General features: G+C 46.4%; 26 protein-coding genes. 8 read left to right on the top strand and 18 right to left on the bottom strand.

Annotated elements, in window-relative coordinates:
* Nucleotides 1–2: 2 nt before the first annotated feature.
* The gene (locus KNO90_RS08885) at nucleotides 3–452 is read right to left on the bottom strand and encodes a PNPOx family protein (RefSeq protein WP_215113464.1); all 450 of its coding nucleotides are present in this window, start codon (nucleotides 450–452) and stop codon (nucleotides 3–5) included.
* A 114-nt stretch (nucleotides 453–566) separates the two neighbouring features.
* Between KNO90_RS08885 and KNO90_RS08880 the strand changes: the two genes are divergently transcribed.
* Entirely contained in the window at nucleotides 567–767 is a 201-nt protein-coding gene (locus tag KNO90_RS08880) for a YlaI family protein (protein WP_015881271.1), read from the top strand.
* 36 nt (nucleotides 768–803) lie between these two features.
* On the opposite strand, the gene KNO90_RS08875 is transcribed toward KNO90_RS08880, so the two are convergent.
* On the bottom strand, nucleotides 804–1,148 hold the full coding sequence (locus KNO90_RS08875) for a YlaH-like family protein (RefSeq protein WP_214739910.1): 345 nt from the start codon (nucleotides 1,146–1,148) through the stop codon (nucleotides 804–806).
* Between the two features lie 87 nt (nucleotides 1,149–1,235).
* On the bottom strand, nucleotides 1,236–3,080 hold the full coding sequence (gene typA, locus KNO90_RS08870; protein ID WP_214776719.1) for a translational GTPase TypA: 1,845 nt from the start codon (nucleotides 3,078–3,080) through the stop codon (nucleotides 1,236–1,238).
* A gap of 163 nt (nucleotides 3,081–3,243) precedes the next feature.
* Here typA and KNO90_RS08865 point away from each other — a divergent pair, with 163 nt between their 5' ends.
* Nucleotides 3,244–3,420 (top strand): DUF5325 family protein, encoded by a 177-nt coding sequence (locus tag KNO90_RS08865; protein ID WP_214739906.1) that lies wholly within the window; start codon nucleotides 3,244–3,246, stop codon nucleotides 3,418–3,420.
* A gap of 50 nt (nucleotides 3,421–3,470) precedes the next feature.
* Here the strand turns inward: KNO90_RS08865 and KNO90_RS08860 are convergent, their stop codons facing one another.
* From KNO90_RS08860 to KNO90_RS08850, 3 genes are all read right to left on the bottom strand, one after another.
* Nucleotides 3,471–4,724, bottom strand: coding sequence for an inositol monophosphatase family protein (locus KNO90_RS08860; protein WP_215113463.1), 1,254 nt, complete (start codon nucleotides 4,722–4,724; stop codon nucleotides 3,471–3,473).
* 78 nt (nucleotides 4,725–4,802) lie between these two features.
* The gene (locus KNO90_RS08855) at nucleotides 4,803–4,991 is read right to left on the bottom strand and encodes a hypothetical protein (RefSeq protein WP_015881266.1); all 189 of its coding nucleotides are present in this window, start codon (nucleotides 4,989–4,991) and stop codon (nucleotides 4,803–4,805) included.
* Nucleotides 4,992–5,227: 236 nt separating this feature from the next.
* Nucleotides 5,228–5,494, bottom strand: a complete 267-nt coding sequence (locus tag KNO90_RS08850) for a UPF0223 family protein (protein ID WP_214776713.1) — start codon at nucleotides 5,492–5,494, stop codon at nucleotides 5,228–5,230.
* Nucleotides 5,495–5,653: 159 nt separating this feature from the next.
* Here KNO90_RS08850 and KNO90_RS08845 point away from each other — a divergent pair, with 159 nt between their 5' ends.
* Nucleotides 5,654–7,135 (top strand): aminotransferase class I/II-fold pyridoxal phosphate-dependent enzyme, encoded by a 1,482-nt coding sequence (locus KNO90_RS08845; RefSeq protein WP_214739900.1) that lies wholly within the window; start codon nucleotides 5,654–5,656, stop codon nucleotides 7,133–7,135.
* 119 nt (nucleotides 7,136–7,254) lie between these two features.
* On the opposite strand, the gene KNO90_RS08840 is transcribed toward KNO90_RS08845, so the two are convergent.
* Nucleotides 7,255–7,560 carry a DUF3055 domain-containing protein gene (locus KNO90_RS08840; RefSeq protein WP_214739898.1) on the bottom strand — a complete coding sequence of 102 codons (306 nt, stop codon included), beginning with the start codon at nucleotides 7,558–7,560 and terminating at the stop codon, nucleotides 7,255–7,257.
* 74 nt (nucleotides 7,561–7,634) lie between these two features.
* Here KNO90_RS08840 and aac(6') point away from each other — a divergent pair, with 74 nt between their 5' ends.
* Complete coding sequence (gene aac(6') / locus KNO90_RS08835; protein ID WP_215113462.1) at nucleotides 7,635–8,084, top strand: aminoglycoside 6'-N-acetyltransferase; 450 nt, start codon at nucleotides 7,635–7,637, stop codon at nucleotides 8,082–8,084.
* A gap of 20 nt (nucleotides 8,085–8,104) precedes the next feature.
* Here the strand turns inward: aac(6') and lpdA are convergent, their stop codons facing one another.
* The 4 genes from lpdA to pdhA form a co-directional block, all read right to left on the bottom strand.
* The gene (gene lpdA, locus KNO90_RS08830) at nucleotides 8,105–9,517 is read right to left on the bottom strand and encodes a dihydrolipoyl dehydrogenase (protein ID WP_214739896.1); all 1,413 of its coding nucleotides are present in this window, start codon (nucleotides 9,515–9,517) and stop codon (nucleotides 8,105–8,107) included.
* A gap of 4 nt (nucleotides 9,518–9,521) precedes the next feature.
* Entirely contained in the window at nucleotides 9,522–10,811 is a 1,290-nt protein-coding gene (locus tag KNO90_RS08825; RefSeq protein ID WP_215113461.1) for a dihydrolipoamide acetyltransferase family protein, read from the bottom strand.
* A 78-nt stretch (nucleotides 10,812–10,889) separates the two neighbouring features.
* Nucleotides 10,890–11,867 (bottom strand): alpha-ketoacid dehydrogenase subunit beta, encoded by a 978-nt coding sequence (locus tag KNO90_RS08820; RefSeq protein WP_074034993.1) that lies wholly within the window; start codon nucleotides 11,865–11,867, stop codon nucleotides 10,890–10,892.
* 3 nt (nucleotides 11,868–11,870) lie between these two features.
* Nucleotides 11,871–12,956 carry a pyruvate dehydrogenase (acetyl-transferring) E1 component subunit alpha gene (pdhA, locus tag KNO90_RS08815; protein WP_015881258.1) on the bottom strand — a complete coding sequence of 362 codons (1,086 nt, stop codon included), beginning with the start codon at nucleotides 12,954–12,956 and terminating at the stop codon, nucleotides 11,871–11,873.
* Nucleotides 12,957–13,287: 331 nt separating this feature from the next.
* On the opposite strand from pdhA, the gene def reads away from it, so the two are divergent.
* Nucleotides 13,288–13,827, top strand: coding sequence for a peptide deformylase (def, locus tag KNO90_RS08810; RefSeq protein ID WP_214776703.1), 540 nt, complete (start codon nucleotides 13,288–13,290; stop codon nucleotides 13,825–13,827).
* A gap of 1 nt (nucleotide 13,828) precedes the next feature.
* Nucleotides 13,829–15,454 (top strand): alpha/beta hydrolase, encoded by a 1,626-nt coding sequence (locus KNO90_RS08805; protein WP_215113460.1) that lies wholly within the window; start codon nucleotides 13,829–13,831, stop codon nucleotides 15,452–15,454.
* Nucleotides 15,455–15,493: 39 nt separating this feature from the next.
* Here KNO90_RS08805 and KNO90_RS08800 read toward each other — a convergent pair whose 3' ends face one another.
* On the bottom strand, nucleotides 15,494–16,951 hold the full coding sequence (locus KNO90_RS08800) for a phospholipase D family protein (RefSeq protein ID WP_215113459.1): 1,458 nt from the start codon (nucleotides 16,949–16,951) through the stop codon (nucleotides 15,494–15,496).
* A 60-nt stretch (nucleotides 16,952–17,011) separates the two neighbouring features.
* The gene (rnjA, locus tag KNO90_RS08795; RefSeq protein WP_015881254.1) at nucleotides 17,012–18,679 is read right to left on the bottom strand and encodes a ribonuclease J1; all 1,668 of its coding nucleotides are present in this window, start codon (nucleotides 18,677–18,679) and stop codon (nucleotides 17,012–17,014) included.
* Nucleotides 18,680–18,891: 212 nt separating this feature from the next.
* Here rnjA and KNO90_RS08790 point away from each other — a divergent pair, with 212 nt between their 5' ends.
* Complete coding sequence (locus KNO90_RS08790) at nucleotides 18,892–19,668, top strand: Cof-type HAD-IIB family hydrolase (RefSeq protein ID WP_214739886.1); 777 nt, start codon at nucleotides 18,892–18,894, stop codon at nucleotides 19,666–19,668.
* A 77-nt stretch (nucleotides 19,669–19,745) separates the two neighbouring features.
* Here KNO90_RS08790 and KNO90_RS08785 read toward each other — a convergent pair whose 3' ends face one another.
* The 5 genes from KNO90_RS08785 to KNO90_RS08765 all read right to left on the bottom strand — a co-directional run bounded on the left by KNO90_RS08785 (nucleotide 19,746) and on the right by KNO90_RS08765 (nucleotide 25,228).
* A complete protein-coding gene (locus KNO90_RS08785) occupies nucleotides 19,746–20,408 on the bottom strand; it encodes a potassium channel family protein (RefSeq protein ID WP_214695570.1) in 663 nt (220 codons plus the stop codon).
* Nucleotides 20,409–20,537: 129 nt separating this feature from the next.
* Nucleotides 20,538–21,569, bottom strand: coding sequence for a cytochrome d ubiquinol oxidase subunit II (locus KNO90_RS08780; protein WP_214739885.1), 1,032 nt, complete (start codon nucleotides 21,567–21,569; stop codon nucleotides 20,538–20,540).
* Between the two features lie 14 nt (nucleotides 21,570–21,583).
* Nucleotides 21,584–22,972, bottom strand: coding sequence for a cytochrome ubiquinol oxidase subunit I (locus KNO90_RS08775; RefSeq protein ID WP_214739883.1), 1,389 nt, complete (start codon nucleotides 22,970–22,972; stop codon nucleotides 21,584–21,586).
* A 259-nt stretch (nucleotides 22,973–23,231) separates the two neighbouring features.
* The gene (locus tag KNO90_RS08770; protein ID WP_214739881.1) at nucleotides 23,232–24,353 is read right to left on the bottom strand and encodes an N-acetyldiaminopimelate deacetylase; all 1,122 of its coding nucleotides are present in this window, start codon (nucleotides 24,351–24,353) and stop codon (nucleotides 23,232–23,234) included.
* The gene (locus KNO90_RS08765; protein WP_214742355.1) at nucleotides 24,353–25,228 is read right to left on the bottom strand and encodes a transcriptional regulator CcpC; all 876 of its coding nucleotides are present in this window, start codon (nucleotides 25,226–25,228) and stop codon (nucleotides 24,353–24,355) included. The genes KNO90_RS08770 and KNO90_RS08765 overlap by 1 nt, the downstream gene beginning before the upstream one ends.
* A 108-nt stretch (nucleotides 25,229–25,336) precedes the next feature.
* Between KNO90_RS08765 and KNO90_RS08760 the strand changes: the two genes are divergently transcribed.
* Nucleotides 25,337–25,723 carry a disulfide bond formation protein B gene (locus tag KNO90_RS08760; protein ID WP_215113458.1) on the top strand — a complete coding sequence of 129 codons (387 nt, stop codon included), beginning with the start codon at nucleotides 25,337–25,339 and terminating at the stop codon, nucleotides 25,721–25,723.
* Nucleotides 25,724–25,764: the final 41 nt, after the last annotated feature.

Here is a 25,764-nt window from a genome sequence, read left to right as displayed (position 1 = left end):
ATTCAAGAATGAAGACTTTCTTTCACTTCACGGTCAAGCTTTTCCGCCGCACGAATATCGTATGTTTTCGTGATTTCGGGCTGTTCGTATGTTGCACCGTAAAATGAGATGTTCCTCACTTCTTCGACATGTCCTTCAAAAAAACGAAGATGAAGGCTCGGTTTGATGGATGGCTCAAACTCTCGGATGGATGATAGTAGAACATGATAAGATTGGCCGTCTTCGATAAAGATGAGACCAGCCGTCTTTTCGGTTGTCAAGATGGTAACGATATGCGAGTTTTTTGTTAACGCAAATCGAATCGTAACGGCGTCGAGTGCTTGCACCCAACTGATTGCGTGACTGATTGGCCAACGCTTCGCTTCATCAAAACCGACGAGAAATGTTAACGGCATATCGTTTAATAATCGCTCTTGCGCGGACGTCAATTCAAACGTAGCCTTACTCGCCATTCAACTCCCCTCCTTTTACCGGGTATGGTTGTACCATTCTCCCTTACCGATTCAATTCCCTGCTTTTCACAGATGAAATCATGCTATACTCAACGTATAGAGGAAGGTGAAAAGATGCGTGTGAAATGTTCTCTTTGCGATAAAGTCGAAACGATCGACTCATGGTCGTTTGAAGCAAAACGCTTGCGTAACAAACCGGCTAAAACGTATATGTGTCAAGAGTGTCAGGAGCGAATCAGCGAACGAACGGCTGAACGCGCCGCATCTGGACAATTCAAGTTATATCCTACATTTCGACAAAAACGAAACTGGTAATGCAAACGGGCGCCTCCGAAGAGACGCCCGCATTTTTTATGATTCCATTGCACCTTGACGACGGTTCCACCAGAGACGACCACGATAGATAGCCAGTACGACGGCCATCACGAGAAGAACTTCTGGAATTGGCCATGTGAAGAAAACGAGTGCCATCGTTCCCGCTCCAAGTGAAAGGAGAATATAGACGATGAGCGATTTCCACCATGCCAATTGTTTTGCGAATCCCAGTTTGAATACGAGAATCGTCAGTAAGATGACCACGACGACGAGTGCATTGAACCCGACCGAGAAATCGTTCGGATTACTGCCGACACCGAGCATCGAGGCAATCCACGGAACGTCAATCTGTGTGATATCGATTGTTTGAGAAGCTTTCAAGACAAAGAGTCCCCCTTTATTTCATACACATCCATTCTACACTATTCCATGCAAAAGGGAACGCCGAAGCGTTCCCTTTCTGCTAACTTATTCTTTACCAAGTTTACGACGCTTGTCTGCTTTCTCGCGTTCGTTCTTGTTCAAGATTTTCTTACGGAGACGAATCGACTCCGGTGTGATTTCACAGTACTCGTCATCGTTCAAGAACGTGAGCGACTCTTCGAGTGAGAAGACGCGTGGACGTTTCAAGACTTGTGTTGAGTCTTTTGCAGATGCACGCATGTTTGTCAATTGCTTCCCTTTAACGGCGTTGATGGCAAGGTCGACGTCACGGTTACATTCACCGATAATCATTCCTTCATACACATCTGTACCTGGTTCGATGAAGATCGTTCCACGGTCTTCAAGGGCACCGATCGAGTAAGCCGTCGACTTCCCGTTTTCGATACAAACCATGACACCACTGCGACGTCCACCGATGTCAGCTGCGATATAAGGACGGTACTCTTCGAACGTATGGTTCAAGATTCCGTATCCACGTGTCGCCGATAAGAATTCGTTACGGTAACCAATCAAACCACGTGATGGAACGATGAATTCCATACGAGTCTGACCGTTGTCGTTCGTGTTCATGTTGGCGAGTTCACCTTTACGGAGACCGATTGACTCCATAACTGAACCTGTATATTCTTCTGGCACATCGATGATGACGCGCTCGAACGGCTCGACTTTCGTACCATTCTCGTCTTCACGGATGATAACTTGTGGTTTCGATACTTGGAGTTCGTAACCTTCACGACGCATGTTCTCGATCAAGATTCCGAGGTGAAGCTCACCGCGTCCTGATACGATCCATTGGTCTGGTGAATCTGTGTTTTCGACACGGAGTGAAACGTCCGTCTCGAGTTGTTTCATCAAACGCTCTTCGATTTTACGTGCTGTCACGAAATCGCCTTCGCGTCCTGCAAACGGAGAGTTGTTCGTCATGAAGCGCATTTGAAGTGTTGGCTCATCGATGCGAAGGAGCGGGAGCGGCTCTTCTTTACCGACTGGTGTGACAGTTTCACCGACGTTGATGTCTTCCATACCAGCGATGGCGATCAAGTCACCAGCTTTTGCTTCTTCGATTTCGATACGTTTAAGTCCGAAGTAACCAAATAGTTTCGTGACACGAAGTTGTTTCACTGAACCATCTGTCTTACAGAGCGATACTTGCTCACCGACTTTAATTTTCCCACGGAAGACGCGACCTACACCGATTCGGCCGAGGTAGTTGTCATAGTCGAGCATTGTTACTTGGAACTGAAGCGGCTCATCAGAGTTATCGATTGGAGCCGGTGTGTTTTCAAGAATCGTATCGAGTACGTGTGTGATTGTTTCTTCTTGGTTTGCTGGATCAGGATCGAACGAACTTGAACCGCTGACTGCTGACGTATAGACGACAGGGAATTCAAGTTGATCTTCATCTGCGCCAAGGTCAATCAATAGGTCGACAACTTCGTCGACAACGTCAAGTGGACGAACCATCGGCTTGTCGATTTTGTTGACAACGACGATTGGACGAAGTCCTTGATCGAGAGCTTTCTTCAATACGAAACGAGTTTGTGGCATACAGCCTTCACGTGCGTCGACAACGAGAATAACGCCGTCTACCATACGCATGATTCGTTCTACTTCCCCACCAAAGTCTGCGTGTCCTGGCGTATCAACGATGTTGATGCGTGTATCTTTGTAATCGATTGCCGTGTTTTTCGCGAGAATTGTGATTCCGCGCTCACGCTCGATATCGTTTGAGTCCATCGCACGTTCTGCGACTGCCTCGTTTGTCCGGAATGTACCAGACTGTTTTAATAATTCATCAACTAACGTTGTTTTACCGTGGTCAACGTGAGCGATGATGGCTACGTTACGAAGGTTTGTTCTTACGTTCATGTAGTTATTCCTCTCTTATTTAAAAAGTTTCAGCTTTTCTTCAACTTTAAGAGTATAGCACACGTCACAGTACCTTTGTCGAGTGGAATCGACTGTGAACGTTTTCATCGGCCGTTTTTTATCATACAATAGGATAGAGAAGAGAAAATAAGGAGGAGTCTCCATGCAAGCTATGTTTCTATTCGTCGCGTTGGCAGTCGTTGCCGGCTTTGTCGGTATCGGAATCGGTGTGGCCGAAGGAAGTGCCGCGATTATCTTAGGCAGTCTCGCATTAAGTGGCGTCGCGACATACTTCGGTATCCAATTGCGTCGTCGCATTCTTTCAGACCGTCAATCATAACGAACAAGGGTTACTCTGACATGATGTCGGAGTAACCCTTTTACGTGAAGTTATAACGGACGAGTCAAGCAGATCCGGTCTCGTAAAAGGAGCCCATCTTCTTCGATGACATCATATCCATGATTAGGGAAATAATCTCGCTCTACCGAGTCAAATCGGAATCCAGCTTGTTGATAAAAACGTAATTGCATGATACTTGAGTTCCCGGTACAGACGAGTAGTTCGTTTCCTCCGATGGAAGCGGCTCGTTTTACCGCGTCTTGAAGCATTCGCTGACCGATTGTCTGGTTTTGACGTTCCGGTTTCACTGCGATATTAACGAGCTCGATTCGTCCCGATTCATGTGTGGCCAACATATACGCACCCACGATGTCCCCACCGAGTAGCGCTTTAAACGTCCGTCCTGTTTGAAATTGATCTCGGACCATCGCTTCATTCGGATTTGCTAAGATGAGAAGGTCACGGACCTCTTCATACGACTCATGTTCGACAATCCGAAGATCCGGTTTCGCTTCTGCGGCCACGCCTTTTGCGATGACATAATGTTTGATGACATCGTTCACGAATGATTCGCTCCCCGCCAATACTGACGTCTTTCCTTCGTACCGGATAGGTTCGCCATATAAAGAAACGACGCGCCCCCCTACTTCTTCCACGAGTAATTTACCAGCAGCATAATCCCACGGCATATTACGCATCGTGATATAACCATCGACGCGACCTGCAGCGAGCCAGGCAAGTTCAAGCGAAGCGGCACCATGAGCCCGTGTCCCAATGGAATCTCGCACAATCGGAGCAAGGATTTCCGGAGCAATTTGATGATTCGGCGTGACCCATGTGGCGTTCATGCTTAAAAAGGCATCCCGCACGTGATGTTCATGAATGGTCGTCAATGTTCGGCCATTGAGCGTCGCGCCATACCCTCTCCGAGCCATAAACATCTCATCTGCCATGACGTCATAGACGAATCCATACTCCACGACCCCATCGATCATAATGGCAACCGAAATGGCAAACATGCGTTTTTGATGGATGAAATTCAATGTCCCATCGATCGGGTCAACGAACCAGACCGTCCCCGTTAATCGTTCTGGTGAGTCTGTCGTGCCTTCCTCTCCCATAATTTGATGGTTCGGAAAATTTTCTTGGATGCGACGAACGATGAGTTGTTCTACCGCCCGGTCGATTTCAGTGACCAAGTCCCCTTTTCCCGTTTTTCGTTCCACTTCATAACTTTGATCAATCTCGCGACGAATCAACTCTCCCGCCTGCTTGATCAAGTCGACTGCAAACCATTCTATCATCTATGATCACCTCAACTGTATTGTACCAAACAAAAACCAGTATCCGCTCGGAATACTGGTTGAATGTGTGTGTAATGGTTAGGCTTCGAGACGCAATAATTCTTGGCGGTACTTCTCTAACCGATGCTTGCTAGCCTGAACTGTAGCATCATCTTGTGACGCCATCGCATCGAAGAGAGTTGCCAATTCATAATCAATCTCCAAGCGCAGCACCGGGATCCGTTTTTCTGCGTCTTTTCTTTTGAATGCCTCAATCACTTGTTTCATAAGATGCCACACTCCTTTTGTTGGGCTACAAGTTACGGTTTAATGAGTTGAATTGAGTATATCAGATAAAATTCGAAAAAGAAAGAGAATTGTCTGACTATTTTGAATTTTTTATCTTAATGGATATATTCCCAATTCCGAGGCCTCTAAACCTCAATTCGTGTTAAAGAACTGTACCCGATTTATAGGAGAAATAACAAAAAAGCATGCCGGAATTTGCTCGGGCATGCTCGGTCTTACAATTTGATCATTTTACTTGAAGATTTCATGGCCGCTTGAACCGTACGATACGTGGAATAACCAGTCTGTTCGTCGTGAACCGCGTTCAGTTGTTTCTCCTCCGACTTAGATGTTACGATTTGCTTGAAGGCACGGTACGAATCGAGAAACACTTCCCGTTCGACACCACCTTCATTCGCTTGAGCGACGACGTTATAAAACTCGACGACATCAATTAGTTCATCTGTCGTCCAATCAGGGTTGATCGGATAATTGATTTGCATATTGTTCACCTCGTCACTCATTGTATCAACAAAAAAAACTATTGCAAGTTACGCTAGAAATCTCTATAGTTTTTTTGTTGCTTGTTTTTTCAAAATCAACATATATCAGAACATGATTATTCATCCTATAAATAAACTGATTCCAAGGGGGATTTACGATTGAAATTAAAAGGTGCTACTCAGCTCGAAACGCCACTATTTGACACGTTGCTTGAACATGTCGACTCGAACCCAATTGCCTTCCACATTCCTGGTCATAAAAGCGGGAAAGGAATGGACCCGGAATTTCGTGACTTTATTGGCGAAAACGCCTTAAAAATTGACTTGATTAATATTGCCCCACTCGATGACCTTCATCATCCGAAAGCGGCAATCGCTGAAGCGGAACGCTTAGCGGCAGAGGCGTTCCGTGCTGATGAGACCTTCTTCTCTGTTCAGGGAACGTCGAGTGCGATCATGGCGATGATTATGGGGGTCGTTGGTCCGAATGAAAAAATCATCGTACCACGTAACGTCCATAAATCTGTCATGTCTGCGCTCGTCCTAACAGGAGCTCACCCGGTCTTCATCCACCCAGAGTTCGACGAGACGTACGGAATTGCACACGGAATCACAGCAAGTGCCGTAGAACGTGCGCTTGAACTTCACCCAGACACGAAAGCCGTACTCGTCATTAACCCGACCTACTTCGGTGTCGCCGGAGACTTAGAGCGCATCGTGTCCGTCGCGCACGCGCAAGACGTTCCTGTTCTCGTCGACGAGGCACACGGTGTTCATCTCCCGTTCCACGATGAACTCCCACTCTCTGCGATGCAAGCCGGAGCAGATGTGGCCGCGACGAGCGTGCACAAACTTGGTGGTTCGATGACGGGTAGTTCGATTTTAAATGTTCGACGTGGACTTGTTTCTCCAGAACGAATCCATGCGATGCTATCTATGATCACAACGACATCTACATCCTACTTGCTCCTTGCTTCACTTGATGCGGCGCGGCGACAGCTTGCGACGAAAGGTCATACGATGAACGAACGGGCACTCGACCTTGCTCGTATGGCTCGTACGGCCATCAATCATATGCCGAACTTGTCTGTGTATGGACATGCCGAACTACATTCTGAGTCGACGTATGCCCTCGATGAGACAAAAGTTCTCGTATCCGTTCGTGAGCTCGGTGTGACAGGATTTGAAGTCGAGAAATATCTTCGTGAGAAACATCGCATCGAAGTCGAGATGTCCGATTTATTGAACGTACTCTTCATCGTTACGTCAGCAGATGATGAGTCAACGATTCAGGCATTGATTGACGCGATGCGTGACGTCGTATCTGTTTATCAAACGTCAGGAAATGATTCATTATCGATCATGCTTCCTGAAATTCCACCACTAGCACTCAGCCCACGCGATGCATTCTATGAAGAGACGGAAACGATTCCACTCGAGAATGCAGTTGGACGTATATCAGCGGAATTCATCATGGTGTACCCACCAGGGATTCCAATCATCATTCCAGGTGAGCTGATTACGACGTCGACACTTGAGTACATCATGGCCAACATTGAAGCTGGACTCCCAGTTCAAGGCCTTGAAGATGAGTCGCTTCAGATGATCAAAGTCATCCAACAAACAAAAGCGATTCGCTAACCAAAAAAACGAGCCGGTCATCGTGACCGGCTCGTTTTTTATGTCATCACAGAAAAGGTGGCTGTAGATGATCGAATTGCTTCCCCTACTGACTATTATAAGAAAACGCTTACATTTTTTCAAGCATCAATTTCTTCAGATGCTTCTGTTTTTTCGATCAAACAAATTCGTAAAAATTCCGCGACATGTTCCGTGTCATTCAAATTGATGCCAAGCATCGGATACAATTGACGGGGTTCTTCAAGAGCATGCACATCAAGAAGGGCCGATTGACCCGTTTGCATACAGACGACTAACACCTTGCCCATGAATTGGTGTGTATAAACGAAACCAAAATCATAACGGGCGGCTTCCGTTTCAATCCCAGTAAATCGTACGCGACTCGTCTCAGATACGGTATATAATAATTCCTCATCGAACGCCATCAGGATTCCCTCCCTTCTCTCTTCACAAGTATTTTCCTTTATACTACAAGTACGAAACCTAAGGAGAGATGAGAATGAAAATTGAGTATGCCACATTATCAAATCAAGAAGCACTCGTGCAGTTGATGCACGAACTATGGCCCGACGCTCCCATTGAAGAATTACGGGTGGAAGTCAAACTCGGCCTCGTTTCAAAGAACATGCACTATTTCATCGCCTCCTCCGACACAAAAGCGATCGGATTTTGTCAGCTTAGCTTCCGCCATGACTATGTGCCAGGCTCAACCACTGCCCCGACAGCGTATGTGGAAGGAATCTATGTCGCCGAGTCAGAGCGCCATCAAGGTGTCGCCTCTCACCTGATCGACGCTGCGTCAACCTTCGCAGTACATCACGGGTGCAAAGAGCTAGCATCGGATACCGAGCTTGAAAACAAAGATAGTCAACGCTTTCACGAGAAAATTGGATTCAAGGAAGTCGAGCGTGTCGTTACCTACATTAAAAACCTCTCCCACGAGTCGTGAGAGAGGTTTTATTGACGTTCTTATTTTACAACGTGGATTGGCATACCCATTGCGATTTCAGCAGCTTCCATTGCCATCTCACCGAGTGATGGGTGAGCGTGGATTGTAAGTGCGATATCTTCAGCAGTCATACCAGCCTCGATTGCAAGGCCAAGCTCAGCGATCATATCTGATGCGCCAGTACCCGCGATTTGAGCACCGATCAAGAGACCGTCCTCTTTGCGTGTGATGAGCTTCATGAAGCCGTCTGGCTCGTCAAGTGCGAGTGCACGACCGTTCGCTGCGAATGGGAATTTCGAAACCGTGATTTCGAGTCCTTCTTCTTTTGCGAGTGGCTCTGTGTAACCAACAGTTGCGAGTTCTGGATCCGTGAAGACAACTGCTGGGATTGCAGAGTAGTCGAGGTAAGCTGGCTTACCTGCTGCTGCTTCCGCTGCGATTTTCGCTTCGTAAGATGCTTTGTGTGCAAGTGGTGGTCCAGGAACGATATCACCGATTGCATAGATGTTTTCGTTCGATGTTTTACACTGGTCATCGATTTCGATGATTCCACGGTCGCTGATTTTAACGTCCGCGTTCTCAAGACCGATGTCGCCTGTGTTTGGACGACGCCCAACTGTGACGAGGACGTAGTCCGCTTCAACAGATTGCTCTTCACCGTTTACTTCAAACTTAACGGTTACGCCGTCTTCCGTTTCTTCGACACCTTTAGCAAGTGCGTTCGTGTGGATTGTGACGTTCCCTTTTTGTTTGAGTTTCTTCTTAACGATTTGCGTCATTTGTGGTTCGAAACCAGACAAGATGTCGCTAGCGCCCTCTACAACGACAACTTCTGTATCGAAGTTAGCGTATGCAGTACCGAGCTCCATACCGATGTATCCGCCGCCGATGACGACGAGTTTCTTCGGTACTTCAGGAAGTGCCAATGCGCCAGTTGAAGAAAGGACGCGTTTTGACCATTTGAACGATGGAATCTCGATTGGTGTAGAACCAGTCGCGACGATCGCTTTTTTGAATTTGTAAGGAGTTGAGCTGTCTTCTGTGATGACACGAACTGTGTCTTCAGAAGCGAAGAAAGCTTCACCTTGAACGATCTCAATTTTGTTCCCTTTGAGGAGACCTTTGACACCGCCAGTCAATTTGTTAACGACTGACTGTTTCCAGTCTTGAACTTTTGAGAAGTCTACTGACACGTTATCAGACGAGATACCCATTGAGTCATGTCCTTTAGCGTGTTGGAAGTTGTGTCCTGCTGTGATCAACGCTTTCGATGGGATACATCCGACGTTCAAGCAGACACCACCGAAGTTGCCTTTCTCAACGATTGTAACTTTCATTCCGAGCTGTGCGCCACGGATTGCGGCAACGTATCCACCAGGACCGGCACCGATGACAAGCAAATCAGTTTCTTGTGCGAATTCTCCTACTACCATGTTCTTATCCCTCCATCATTAGAAGTGCTGGGTCTTCGAGCAAGCGTTTCACCATGTTAAGAGCGTTTTGTGCAGTCGCACCGTCGATAAGGCGGTGGTCAAAGCTGAATGAAAGTGCAAGTACTGGCGCTGCAACGATTTCACCGTTTTTCACGACAGCTTTCTCAGCGATACGGCCGATACCGAGAATCGCAACTTCTGGGTGGTTGATGACAGGTGTGAACCATTGTCCACCAGCAGAACCGATGTTTGTGATTGTGATCGATCCGCCTTTCATGTCTTCCCCAGCGAGCTTACCTTCACGAGCTTTGCCTGCAAGTTCGTTAATGTTTGTAGCAAGTGCATAGATTGATTTACGGTCTGCATCTTTTACGACTGGTACAACGAGTCCGTTGTCCGTGTCAGCTGCGATACCGATGTTGTAGTAGTTTTTGTAAACGATTTCTTCGTTCACGTCATCGATTGAAGCGTTGATTGTTGGGAAAGCTTTCGCTGCAGCAGTCAATGCTTTCACGACGAATGGCAAGTACGTAAGTTTTACGCCTTGGTCAGCCGCGACTTGTTTGAAGTCTTTACGGAGTGCAACGAGTTTTGTAACGTCGACTTCGTCCATGAGTGTAACGTGTGGTGCAGTGTGTTTCGAGTTAACCATCGCTTTCGAGATGGCTTTACGGATTCCACGGATTTTCTCACGTGTTTCAAGTTCTGGAGTCGCTGACTCGTAAGGCTTGATTTCCGTTTTAGCAGCTGCTGCTGGTGCTACAGAATCTGTTTTCTCTGTTGTAGCTTCTGCAGACGGTGCTTCACCGTTCGCGAATGCATCGATGTCTTCTTTCAAGACGCGACCGTTGTCGCCAGAACCGTTTACTTCACGGATGTCGACACCTTTTTCACGTGCATATTTACGGACAGATGGCATTGCGATGACGCGTTCAGATTTGTGAAGTTGAACGTCGCGTGGCGCGTCTTCTTTCACATCTTCTTTTACGTCTTCTGTCTTCTCTTCTGCTTTTGGTTGTTCAGGAGTTTCTTCTTCTCCTGCTGGTGCATCGCCTTCGATGTCAAAAGTAATGAGGATGTCGCCGACTACAGCAACTGTACCTTCAGAAACTTTGACTTCTTTGACTGTACCGTCGACTGGAGCTGGGATTTCAACGACTGCTTTGTCGTTTTGTACTTCTAAAAGAACATCGTCCTCTTTGACCGTATCCCCTGCTTTTACGAACCACTTGACGATTTCACCTTCGTGAATACCTTCACCGATATCTGGTAATTTAAATTCAAATACTGCCACTGGTTTTTCCTCCCATCAATTCATCATGTAAACACGACAAGGGAGACAATTCTCCCTTATCGTTTATTCGACACGATCTTAGAAGTTCACAACTTCCTTAACTTTTGCAACGACATCTTTATGGTCAGGTAACCACATGTCTTCACCTTGTGCGAATGCGAAGACTGTGTCTGGTGCAGTTACTCGAAGAACTGGTGCTTCGAGGTGAAGAATTGCGCGTTCTTGAATTTCAGTTACAACGTTCGCCGCGATACCTGCTTGACGTTGTGCTTCTTGAACGACGATTGCACGACCTGTTTTCTTAACAGATTCTACAATTGTGTCGATATCAAGCGGGCTCACTGTCATGAGGTCGATGACTTCTACGTTGATGTTTTCTTTTTCAAGCTCTTCCGCTGCTTTAAGTGAAGTGTGCACCATCGCACCGTAAGTGATGATTGAAACGTCTGTACCTTCACGTTTCACATCTGCTTTACCGAGTTCGATTGTGTAATCACCTTCAGGTACTTCGCCACGGAATGAACGATACAATTTCATGTGCTCGAGGAACACGACTGGGTCGTTGTCACGGATTGACGCGATCAACAAACCTTTTGCATCGTATGGAGTCGATGGAATAACGACTTTAAGACCAGGTGTCTGAGCCATCAAGCCTTCGAGGCTATCTGCGTGAAGCTCAGGTGTCTTAACGCCACCACCGAATGGTGAACGAATCGTGATTGGTTGGCTGTAAGCGCCGCCTGAACGGTAACGCATACGTGCCATTTGAGCTGCGATTGAGTCAAATACTTCGAATACGAATCCGAAGAACTGAACTTCCATGATTGGACGGAAGCCAGTAAGACCGAGACCGATTGCAAGACCACCAATCCCTGATTCAGCGAGTGGTGTGTCGAAGACACGGTCTTCGCCGAGTTCGTCTTGGAGACCTTCCGTCGCACGGAATACCCCACCGTTTTTACCAACGTCTTCTCCGAAGAGAAGTACTTTCTCGTCGCGTTTCATTTCAACGCGCATCGCATCAGTAATCGCTTGGATCATTGTCATTTGAGCCATAACTTACTTCGACTCCTTTGCAGTATATTCTTCAAGCTGTTCTTTCAAGTTTGAAGGAAGTTCTTCGAACATGTTGTTGATGAAGTCCGAAACTTTTTGTTTTGGTTCTTTGTCAGCTTGGCTGATCGCTTCTTTTACATCAGCTTTCGCTTGCTCGATCACTTCGTTTTCCATGTCTTCGTTCCAGAGTTTTTTGTTCTCGAGGAAGAGACGGAAGCGTACGAGTGGATCTTTTTCTTGATACTCTGTGTCGAGTTCTTTTGTACGGTAGCGTGTTGGGTCATCCCCAGCAAGCGTATGTGGTCCGTAACGGTAAGTGAGTGACTCGATAAGTGTTGGTGTTCCTTCGAGTGCGTCAACGCGAGCTTGTTGAGTCGCTGCGAGCACTGCGAGAACGTCCATTCCATCTACCTGAATTCCGTTGATTCCAGCTGCAACAGCTTTTTGCGCGATCGTTTTAGCTGCAGTTTGCTTTTCAACAGGAGTTGAGATAGCGAAACGGTTGTTTTGAACGACGAAGATTGCTGGCGATTTAAATGCACCTGCAAAGTTCAATCCTTCGTAGAAATCACCTTGTGATGAGCCACCGTCACCAGTGTAAGTAATGGCGACATTTTTGTTGCCGTTGCGTTTGAGGCCCATTGCCACACCCGCAGTTTGAATGATTTGTGCACCGATGATGATTTGCGGCATCAATACGTTGACACCTTCAGGGATACGGTTTCCTGCCACGTGACCACGTGAGAACAAGAACGCTTGATAAAGCGGAAGTCCGTGGAATACGAGTTGTGGAATATCACGATATCCTGGAAGAATCCAGTCCTCTTTGTCGAGCGCGTATTGCGTCCCGATCATTGTCGCCTCTTGACCAGCCACTGGCGCGTAGAATCCTAAGCGACCTTGACGGTTAAGTGAGATTGCGCGTTGGTCCCAAATGCGAGTATAGACCATGCGGCGCATGAGTTCCTGAAGTTGCTCGTCCGTTAGGTCAGGCATTGCGTCTTGGTTGACGACCTCACCCTTCTCGTCGAGAATACGGAACGTTTGGAAGTTTTCTTCCACGTTTTGAAGTACCTGAACGTTGTTCATTCGTTTCACCTCATCCTTTCAACTATGAGACAATTGTCTTTTTTGTGATCAAACACTATCTCAAATCTTACGTGTATCTGTCCAAAAAAGCAATCTGTATTAACGTGATTCAGAAAAGTTATACTTTCCTGCCGTTTCCTTGTTAGTATAAAACGGGTTGTTACAATAACGCAAAAAATATGCTCGCCAAAATAAAACGCTTACATTCAAGGGTTATTACACCCATTTTACCTCTGTATTATTTTCATTTCACCTTCTGTACCATCCACATTCCATCTTCATTAAATATGATATAATCAATCATATACGTTAGATAGAAAGGAAGTTGTGTATGTTAACCATGAAAGATGTCATTCGAGAAGGTGACGAGCGACTTCGCGCTCGTTCAATCGAGGTACCGATTCCGCCAACAACAGAAGATTTGGCGTTACTCGACGAGATGGAGACATTCCTCGTTAATAGTCAAGACCCTGAGATGAGCGAAAAATATGAGTTAAGAGGCGGTGTCGGCATCGCCGCGCCACAACTCGGAGTGAATCGTCGATTCTTCACGGTCCTTCTACAAGAAGAGGAAGAGACATTCAAACTCTCCATCTTCAACCCTAAAATCACAAGCCATTCCGTCGAACAGACATTTTTAAACGGTGGCGAAGGCTGTCTCTCGGTCGATCGCGTGGTCAAAGGAAATGTACCTCGTTTTCGTCGAATCACGTTAGAAGGGTTCGATCGTGACGGGAAGCCAATCAAGCTTCGCTTGCGTGGCATGCGCGCCATCGTATGTCAGCACGAACTCGATCATTTAGATGGGATCATGTTCTATGATCGCATCAATACGTCGAATCCGTTAGAAACATACGGCGAACCGATTTAACATGTTTAGTTCGAGAAAAAGGGCACTGTTGTTACTATTCCCATTTTTATTTCTTTTAATCGGTGGATGTGTGCGAATCAATTATGATGCGACCGTCCACTACGACCAATCCGTTTCGCTCGAAACGACTTACGCGTTCCGTGATCATCCTGTCATGAAATTACTCAATCTCAGGCTCGACTGGGATACTTGGAAAGAGCAGGCTGAGGAGAATGGATATGAGACGGAAGATTATTCGAGTCCTGATGACTACGAAGGGATGGTCTTAAAAAAAACATTTAAAAGTGTGGACGAGTTGCAACAGATTAAAGAAGAATGGAAAACGGGACCAGCCGGTATTCTGGTCCCCCCAGATATCAAGTTTGATATTGAGCAACGTGAAGGTATTTGGTTTGATTCTTATACTTTACAGACCAACCTTGATCTTCGACTCGATCAAGTCGACTTACCAGGTGTCGAACTGTCGGGCTCACCCAAAAAATTAGCTGAACGGTACATCCGACAAGCTGATATTCGTTTTAACCTGAATGTACCGACCGGTGTTTTTGTTGAGGACGGGACGGGCCTTGACATCCGATCGATGAAACACGTGGAGTGGCAAGTATACGGTGGTCGACAAAACAACTTGAAGCTCGTCGCACACGTGCCAAATGTTAAAGCGTGGATTGTGACGATTATCGTCCTCGTTGTCGCAGTAGTACTCGCCTACTTTATTTGGCGCAAATATCGACGAAACATCGGCAACCCCCGGAAGACATCGATCCGTTCACGATTACTCGGCTTGTTGATCGTTTCGCTCTCCCTTGCGTTGATTGTCGTAACGTTCCGACAAGAGTTGGCAAATGAACGGCAATCGGAAGCGATTCGCCAAGCGGCTCAAACGAACGAATTCATTCCTACGTTCGCCGTACATGGATTACTCGGAACAGACCGAACATTCCTTCGTTTCTCACAATCGATGGAGCAGAGTGGACTGGCAACAGACGGTGCCCTTTGTACCGTGACTGTCAAAGGGAAGACGGATTGTGAAATTTATGATTATAGTTCAACACGCCCTATCGTCCGAATTGAGTTCGAGGATGCGGAAGCTTCACTAAACAATCAGACGAAATGGTTAAATGCAGCCATTGAAACGTATAAAAAATCGAGAAATCGCTCGTTCGACCGAATGTATATCATTGGTCATAGCATGGGTGGTGTGGCAGCCGCCAACTATATCTTGAACCAAGAAACTTATATCGTTGATAAGTTTGTGACGTTCGATAGTCCGTTTGGAGGTACACGCCTTGCGAACTTTGGTCTATCCGCCAGTAATTTCGGCATCAATACGGGTAGTCCAGCCATCCGTGACTTATCGCCAAATTCGGATGGATTAAAAGCGTTCCAGTCTAAACTTGAGACATGGCCCCGTTCGGTACAAGTCCTCTCCTTCTCCGGACGAGGCGGTGAATTTAACCTCATCGAGCCATCGAGTTCTCTCTTGCTTGAAGAGTACACAAACAATATTCAAACCGAGACCGTCCCTTACGACCATTTCTCGCTTCACCGTAAGAGTGACGTCTTGAAAGAGACCGGAAAATTCTTATATGAATATACGAATGAGTTCAATCCAATCGAGACGAATTAACGTCGAAACAGCTATCCCCAATTCGAGGATAGCTGTTTTTTAGTACGTCATCGTCCATGTCACTTTTTGAAGCCAGTACATGATGTATTTCCCAAGAGGCACATCGGTTTGAATCTCGTCATATGCCACTGTGTACGTTCCATTTTCGTTATTCCATAAACGATTGAAATACTCATCTACTTCATCAAAGAAAGCTGTATTCTCTTCTCCTTTTACCTCGACGTCTGCCTCGAGGTTGTAATCGTTCATATTTCGTGTCGTATAGTTCCCAGAACCTAATACAACGGTCTTCTCTTCTCCATCCACGTATAACATTTTCGGATGATATTGCTCTTTACCGACGTCATACCAACGGATTTCGATTTGTTCTGGGTTCACTGTATTTAGCTCTGCCGTTACCGGCAAGTTCGGTAAACCCGATTTCGATCGACCGAACGCATTCGTGTTCGGATCGAGAATCAAATTCACTTTCACCCCTCTAGCGGCAGCATCCTCGATGGCTTGGATGATATTCCGGTCTGCCAAGTAGAACATTCCGATCCAAATAGTGTCCCCATCGTCCGCCCCATTCATCGCATCAAGTACGGACTCCTGGATTTTCCCTTCTGTGACGTACCGGATCTCCATCGGCGCTTCAGACGGCTCTTCTTCAGTCTTTGCTAACGCCTCTTCATCCGGGAATCGACGAGCATCCCCTTTGGAGAACGTCGCAACAGCCTGCTCTCCCTCCGCGATTTCTTTTAAAATCGGCCCTTTCAGATGAACTCCGACATTCGAATGGTATCCACTGGCATCATGGGGATTGGCAGACAACACGAACCCTTCATTTTCTGTGACCATCACCTTACGATGGTTCGCTTTAATATTTAGAAGTCTTAAATAGGCACGAACCGTAATGTCTGGTGCCGATGAGGCCATCGGATTAGGTAGCCAACCTTCCTCGCTGTCTCCGAACCATTGAATGGCCATCCGATAAAATGTCGAATATAAAATATTCGGGTCGCGCATGGCGTCAAGATTCGTATAGACGATTTCTGCTCCCGCTTCCTCGAGCACATCAAAGTGTTCGGAAACATGTCCACCGTATGTTGTATTGATTTCGTCCGTGATAAAGACGACTTTCAAATCTGGATACCGTTCCATTTGTTCCAATAAGGCCGATGATAATCGCGCCGTGATATCCGGGTATTGTCGATCTTCGTTCGAATACGGATTGAACAAGAAAAAGTCCATGACGATGTATTCCTTTGCTTCATGAATCGCTCGTTCCACTTCTTTGAAAATCTCTTGCTCAACGATTTCAGTATCCTCTCCTTGGTACGTCAAATCATGGAGAAAATCAATCTGATCATCCGTAATGAGATACGAATCAGATTGTCGTGATACGCCTTCTGGTAATGGTTTCACTTGATGATACACAAGTGTGATGAGAAAAATGACCGCAATGATTGCGGCTCCCCACTTCAACCAACCTTTCTTCCCCTTTTTCTTAGCCATAAGCTTCCCCTCCTACGTTGCGGTTAAAAAACGGGCTGTAGTTTCCTACAGCCCGTTCGATCATACTTCCATAATAATCGGCAGGACCATCGGGTGTCTCCGCGTCTTTTGAGCCAAATAAGGTGTGAGGGTGTCCGAAACGAGTTGTTTCATTTCCGACCACTTCATCTGCTTATTGGACAATCCTTGTTCGACGGTTTTCTTCAATAGACGTTCGCCGTCACGAATCAGACTACCTGACTCACGCATGTAGACAAATCCACGTGAGATGATATCTGGTCCCGAGACCAGTTTGCGTGTCTTGCCATCGATACTGATGACAACGACAACGAGTCCATCTTCAGAGAGAATGCGACGATCCCTTAATACTATATTCCCAATATCGCCAATTCCATTCCCATCAATATAAACTGCGTTCGCAGAAATTTTACCCGTGACCGCTGCTGATTCAGAGTCAACGGCGAGCACTTCTCCGTTATCCATGACAAAACTGTTCTCTTTCGGAATACCAACCGACTCAGCTAATTCAGCATGTTTTTTCAACATGCGGTACTCTCCGTGAATCGGCATGAAGAATTTCGGATTCAAGAGGCGAATCATCAACAACTGTTCTTGTTGTGAACCGTGTCCCGACGTATGAATGTTCGTCAACTTCCCGTATACGACGTCAGCTCCCGCTTTATATAACTGGTCAATCGTTTTCCCGACCGAGATGGCATTTCCCGGGATTGGAGAAGAAGAGAAGATGACCGTATCTCCAGGAATGATCGACACTTGACGGTGCGTCCCGTTCGCGATACGACTAAGCGCTGCCATCGGTTCCCCTTGTGAGCCGGTACAAAGAATCGCGATTTCATTCGGATCGTAGTGACGCATTTGGTTCGCCTCGATAATCATACCTTTCGGAACGTTGATGAAACCGAGTTCTTGTCCGATCGTCATGACTTTCTCCATCGAACGACCGAAAATCATGAGATGACGACCTGTCTCAGCACACGCATCGACCACTTGTTGCAAGCGATAGATGTTCGATGCGAATGTCGCAAAGATGATTCGACCGTCCGCTTTCCGGAACGTTTCACTAATCGTCCCACCGACAACGCTCTCACTCATCGTGAAGCCTTCTACTTCCGCATTCGTTGAGTCAGACAAGAGACAAAGCACGCCTTCTTTTCCGATTTCCGCCATCTTGGCGAGATCGGCCGGTTCGCCTACCGGAGTGAAGTCGAACTTGAAGTCACCCGTATGGACGATGTTTCCTTGTGGCGTCTTGACAACGACACCGAGTGAGTTTGGAATCGAGTGAGTCGTACGGAAGAACGAGATGCTCGTTTTACGGAATTTAATAAGTGAATCTTCATCAATTTCATGGAGTTCCGCTTCCCGTAACAACCCATGCTCTTCCAGTTTTACTTTAATTAATCCAAGCGCAAGTTTTGTCGCGTAGATCGGTAACTGGACCTGCTTCAGTAAGAATGGAATTCCCCCGATATGGTCTTCGTGACCGTGTGTGATGAATACCCCTTTTACTTTGTCCTTGTTTTTAATCAAATAAGAGTAATCTGGAATCACATAGTCAATTCCAAGCAAGTCATCCTCTGGAAACATGATTCCCGCATCGATGACGATGATTTCATCTTGGAATTGAACAACGTATGTGTTCTTCCCGATTTCTCCCAGTCCGCCTAACGCGAACACGGCTGTTTGGTGGTTCTTAACAAACTTCATTTAATCTCTCCTTACTTCAATTATTAATACATCTATGTGAAACATAAGTGATTCTCGAATATGCCCGTAAGATTCTTTTTTCATTATAGCTCATATCATGACAATATTTCACTAACGATGTGATATTCGTGGTAGTTTCCCTATTTCGTGTTATCCTTTTAGTGGGTTCAGAAAACATATTTTTTAGACAAAGAGAAAGAATGGTGACTTAAATGGAAGATCAAAAAGTTGTTTTTTTCGACATTGACGGCACACTTTTACATGAAGGTAGCTATATTCCACCTTCAACGATTTCAGCAATCCAAGCACTTCAGGCAAACGGTGTCGAGACGTTCATCGCGACAGGACGGGGACCGGCCATGCTATCGGATATCCCAGAACGCGTCGGAATCGATAGTCTCGTTTGCTATAACGGCCAAATCGTCGTCCATAAAGGCGAAATCGTGTATCGTAACACGCTCTCGAAAGATGCATTAAATCGCTTGACGACGCACGCCGCTTCACATGATCATACCCTCGTCTATTTGGGGCAGGACCGTGGCGGTGCTTCAAAGCCGAATGATGCCATCGTCGAACAATCGCTCGGCGAACTCGATATGCCAATCCCTTCATTCGAACCAAACTTCCACGCAGAAGAAGATGTATACCAGACGTTACTCTATTGCACGCCAGAGGACGAACATCATTATATCGATGCTTATCGTGAATTTGATTTTATCCGTTGGCATCCTCATGCGATGGACGTCATCAATAAAGGGGCCAGTAAAGCGGATGGAATCCGTCACTTCATCGAGACAAACGGCTATCGTCTCGAGAACACGTATGCATTCGGGGATGCCTTGAATGATTTAGCCATGCTTCAGTATGTAGGGACAGGGATCGCCATGGGTAACGGTCGCTCGGAAACAAAAGACGTGGCGGACTTCGTCACAAAATCCATTCTCGAAGACGGGATTGAATATGGATTGAAAGCGATGAAGCTTATTTAAAAGACCTCTTGGAGTCACACCGTGGCGTTGGATCAATCGATTCAACGATCACGGTATCGCTCAAGAGGTCTTTTCTTTTATTTCGAACGTAACGTCCGCTCGAGTCTGTCCAAATCGGTATCTTTCCCGATGATGATCAGAATATCTTCCGATAAAATCATTTCATCAGCCTGAGGAGAAATCAAGACATCATCATCACGACGAATGGCAACAATGTTCACCCCATATTTCGCTCGCAAATCCAAATCAATGAGCGATTTGTTCGATAATTTGTCAGATGCTTTAATCTCGACAATCGAATGCTCATTCGATAGTTCAAGGTAATCGAGAATACTTTGGCTCATCAATCCATTGGCGATTCGAACACCCATATCCCGTTCCGGATGCACGATATTGTCCGCACCGATCCGACGAAGTACCTTTTCATGATAGTCGTTCGTCGCTTTCACAGTGATGATTTGAACACCAAGTTCCTTTAAAATGAGCGTCGTCAAAATCGAAGCTTGAATGTTCTCTCCGATTGCCACGATGACGTGTTCGAAGTTACGAATCCCTAAACTCTTAAGAACGTTCTCATCTGTCGTATCGGCAATGACTGCATGCGTAGCCAATCCCATAAACTCATTGACGCGTTCTTCATCGGAGTCGATTGCGAGGACATCATACCCGTTCGATGACAACTCACGGACGATCGACCCACCAAACCGTCCTAATCCGATGACTGCAAATTCACCTGTCATGATGCTACATCCCTTTCCTACACCTGTTCTCTTCTTGATTCTTCGTTCAGTGTAACTGATTCCTGTTAAAAACTCTATAAAAAAACAAAATGGAATCTCCTTTATATAAAGGAAATCCCATCGTTCACATTATGCTTTTCCGCTCGAGCGTTTTCCGCGTACGTAGTCATTGTCAAACAAGAACAAACGAAGCAAGAGATAGAGCGCCGGTACGAGCAAGAGTAATCCCAAGATGAATACAATGACGAGCGCCACTGCCATCGACTCGTTGACGACACTTCCATTAATGTCGATGTACGGATATAGGATATATGGTAAATGCGAATACCCGTATCCGAACCAAGCCATGAAGAATTGCCCCATGACCATCAGGAACGCAATTCCGTAATTCCGCTTCATGTATACGAAGGAAACGGCAACCACGAAGAAGAGGAAACTCATCGCGAACCACCACCAATTGCCTCCTAAGATGCTCTCATAGTGCCAAGCTGCGTGTGACTTCAAACCGAAGAAGACAAGTCCCGATGCGATGATTGTCGGCACACTCCAGAAGAGCGCCCACTTTCTCACGAGTTCGACCGCGTTTTGGTCACGAGCCTTATCTGCGTAAAACAACAGGAACATCGCACTAATGTAGAGAACGGACACGATCGCCAAACTGACCACTGTCCAAGAGTAGAAGTTCGTAAATAACTTCGCCCCGTCGAAGATGACTCCATTCTCTGTTTCAGTAATGAACCCACCTTGACTGACTGTCAGTACTGTTGACATCGATGCCGGAATCAAGAGACCCGTTGCCCCGTATAAAAACATATACAATGTGCTTTCTTTTGAACCATAGTTCGCAAACGCATAGAAGCTTCCGCGAATCGCAAGCAAGATGAGCACGACAGAGGCTGGAACGAGTAATGCCGTCCCATAATAATACGCAGTGTCCGGAAAGAATCCGACAATCCCGACAAAGAAGAAGACGAAGAAGACGTTCGTCACTTCCCATGTCGGTGACAAGTAGCGTTTAACGAGTCGATTCACTAAGTGATCCCGTTTCGTGTAGCGGCTGTAAAAAGCGAAGAATCCTGCACCGAAGTCAATCGATGCGACGATGAGATAGCCGTACAAGAACGTCCACAAGACGGCAATCCCTAATTCTTGAATTTGCATGTCATACCCTCCGATCAGACTTCATCCGCAAACATCGCTTCACCACGATGTTCGGATTGTTTTAGTTCTTTCCCTACTGGATTCTCTTTGAACAGGCGTGACAGTACAGCCACAGTAACCGTTCCGAGTATCACGTAGAGGATCGCGAAAGCGACAAGCATCCATCCGACATTTGCCGAAGTTGTAGCGGCCTCACTTGTACGCATCAACTGATAGAGTGCCCAAGGCTGACGTCCAAATTCAGCGAAGAACCATCCAAATTCGATTGCTCCCATGGCAAGCGGTCCACCCGCTGCAATCGCAAAGAGCATCGGTTTACTGAACTGGTTCAATCGTTTGATGTAACGCCCTAATACGAACAAGAACGAGATGAGCGCGAGAAGCATCCCAATCCCGACCATCGCATCAAACAGATAGTGGACAAAGAGTGGCGGTTGATCTTCTTTCGCAAATTCATCTAAGCCGGTGACCTCATAGTTCGGAACACCACCTGCAAGAATGGAGAGCGCATATGGAATCTTCAGGGCGCCTCGAACTTCATAACCACCCTCGCCATCATCTTCTAACCATCCACCGAGAATCAGTTCCGCCTCAGAGGATGTATCAAAATGCCATTCTGCTGCCGCTAATTTGTCTGGTTGATAATGAGCCAAGTATTTACCAGAGAAGTCACCAACGAGCGCTGTCGCAATCGCAAAGATTAATGCGACGGTCATCGTCAAACGGAGACCTTTCTTGTGATACTCAATCGACATCTGATCCAGTTGATTACGCCGTTGACGTAATAACTGAACGGCAGCGATAGCCGCCAAAATGAACGCTGATGTCAAAATAGCGGACGTCAGCACGTGTGCCATTTTCGTCGGCATGGCCGGACTGAACATCGCCTCAAGCGGGCTGACGTTTGCTAGACGACCATCGACGATATCAAACCCTACCGGTTGGTTCATAAAACTGTTTACTGTGGTGATAAAGAATCCAGAGAATAACGCACCGACTGCTACCGGAATACCGAGAAGCATGTGCCGCCACGGATTTTTAAACCGATCCCACGTGTACAAGTAAATCCCGAGGAAAATCGCTTCAAAGAAGAAGGCGAACGTCTCCATAAACAATGGGAGCGCAATCGTTTGACCCGCGACACGCATCAGGTTTGGCCAAAGTAACGATAATTGAAGTCCAATCGCCGTACCTGTCACAACACCGACGGCAACCGTCACGACATAGCCGCGTGACCACCGTCTAGCCATGAGTGTATATTTCGGATCATTTTTACGAATCCCTAAAAATTCTGCCAATAAGATTAAAAGTGGAACCCCGACGCCGAGTGTGGCAAAAATCACATGAAACCCTAATGTGAGTGCCGTCAATGCCCGGCTCATCAGGACAGGATCTTGAAACATCTATTGATTACCTCCTATCTCTCTCTATCGCTTCGAACCCATGTATGAAACGACAATCACAGATGAATACCCTTCGATACTTACATCATAATGATTTTATATTGCGCTGTAATGTCTCAATGCTCAAGTTCGCAAAATGTTCACATTTGAGCATTCGCCACAAAATCGTCGCTTTACATGAATAAATGTTTCCCTTTTTCTACGCCACTCACTCCTTTTTAAGCACACTAAAAGCGGTCTACGATGTGACCGCTTCGTGTTATTGAATCATGACTGTTCGGAAGTAATGGTCGAATAAATCGATGGCTACTTCAATCGCACGCTCATCTGGATTGAGTGTGGATTGATGAAGCCCTGACCCCATATCGTTTACCCCTAACCAAACCATAAATCCTGGGACTTGCTTGAGCATATATCCAAAATCCTCACCCGTCATGGCCGGGACACACGTTTTATACGAATAACCTACTTCTTCGACCGCTTCTTCGAATTGATAAAGATAGCGCTCATCGTTGACAACCTCATGATAGCGATTGCCAAACTCCAGGTCGATTTGAACGTTATACGTCATTTCAACCCCAGCGATGATTTGACGAATTCGGCTCTCGAGTACGACCATCTCTTTGTCCGATAACGCGCGAACCGTTCCGTCTAACTTAGCCGTATCGGCGATGATATTTTCTTTCGTTCCTGCAGTCACTTTCCCGATACTGACAACCGCACTTCCCATCGGATCAATATTTCGTGACACAATCGTTTGGAGTTGCATAATCAATGCAGCCTGAACGATGATCGCATCGATTCCTGCGTGTGGGAAAGCGCCATGTCCACCTTTCCCATGAATGGTAATGTGAAGTTCACGTGCGCTCGCAAATAAGACACCCGGTCTTGAAGCGACCATCCCGACCGGATACTCTGGTGCGACATGTAGACCGAACAATGCATCTGGACGGAAATGATAAAACAACTCCGACTTCGCCATCGGTTCCGCCCCACCAGGGCCCTCCTCTGCAGGTTGGAAAAAGACGACGAGATGATGGTTAAATGGAACTTCCACTGCACGCTTGATTAAGCCGAGCGCAATGGACATATGCACATCATGTCCGCATGCATGCATCATCCCTTCATGAATCGATGCGAACTCTAAACCCGTCTCTTCCGTGATCGGTAGTCCATCCATGTCCGCACGATATCCAATCGTTTTCTCTCCAACCAGACCGTCTACGCGGACGAAAAGACCCGTCCGCCAATGAGTGATATGAACTCGTGGTGAGTCGAGCGAGCGAATCAATTGCTCGAGGGTCGCTTGTGTTTTGAATTCTTCATACCCAGCCTCTGGGATTAAATGTAGCTGTCTTCTTGCTTCGATTGCCCAATTCATCATTCCGTCTCCTTTGTAACTTCTTCAACAATGTCCCAAAATGCTTGAACCTGAGCCAATTCCAACATCGATTCCGTCGAAAGCATCCACGTATCCCGTACGAGCGGCACACCGTCAGAAGATGTCAGTGGAATCTTGTTCATTTCATTCACATCTTTGATGGTCGACTCCGGCAAAATTGCGAATCCGATTCCGTGCAACGCCATTTGTTTACATGTTTCAATTTGGTCAACAACGAGTGTCGTAAGCGGCGGACTCGAAAACCGTTCCTGCCACCATTCTAATATTTCCTGGTAATACGTCGAGTCACTCTTGAATTGGATGAACGATCGCTCGTTGTTCTTCAACTGTGCCAGGTCGGTCATCTTTAAATCGACCAAATGAAGAGAATCCGAAAACAACTTCATACGCTCTCCTCGCCAATCGGGGTTTCCACGGATGATCCCGATATGGAAATTTTCTTCAAGCATGTAACGCATCATTTCGCTTGACCATCCCGTGACCAATTTGACCCGTACGGATGGATAACGTTCCACGAACGTTTTCAATACTTTCGGGAGCCAATATTGTCCCATGATGGAGGCAACGGCAATTTTCAAGGTCCCATATACCTCGCCCTGATTCGCCGTCAGTTCTCCTCTCAATTCCTGTTCTTCACTGTACATTTTTTTAGCGAACTCAATGATTTTCTCGCCATCCGGTGTCAAGGCGAGCCCGCGTGTGGAGCGTACGAAGATCTTCTTCCCCCATTGATGTTCAATGGTCACCAGTCGCTGACTGAGCGCTGGTTGCGAAACGAACAATCGCTCCGCCGCTTTCCGCATATTCAATTCTTCCGCAAGAATGATTAATACTTCCACTTCCGAAACTTGCATCACGTCACCTGTTTCTCTATCGTTTGAAAGATTGTATACTGAATAAGTATTTGTTTCAATGTATCATATCATGTTTATTCAACAATTTGACTGTTAGGAGGAAATCTGATGAAACGTCATCATTTCGCCTTTATCGTTGCGACCATCGCGACGCTCGGTAGCTTATATTTTTCTGAAATCATGCTCTTTGTGCCATGTAAATTGTGTTGGTTCCAACGCATTTTTATGTATCCACTAGCTATCTACTACTTGACCATCATGTCGACCGCTCGAGACGTCAATCGCTTGTTCGTAGGGATCATGGCCGGTGCCGGATGGAGTATCAGTCTCTATCACGTCATCTTAGAACGTATTCCGAATGGCGAAGCCTTCTGCACGAACGACTGCCTCATTCGCTGGGTGAATTACTTCGGTTTCGTCACCATCCCTCTTCTCAGTTTTATCGCTTTTACATGTATTTTGCTCATTCAGTTCGTCCCACTCAAGAAAGCGTAAGACAACAAAGGAGGAGCTGTCATCGAGACAGCTCCTCCTTT

This window comes from Exiguobacterium sp. s63 (genome assembly GCF_018617335.1).
GTDB lineage: Bacteria > Bacillota > Bacilli > Exiguobacteriales > Exiguobacteriaceae > Exiguobacterium.
This window is presented reverse-complemented; position numbering and strand designations above follow the sequence as displayed.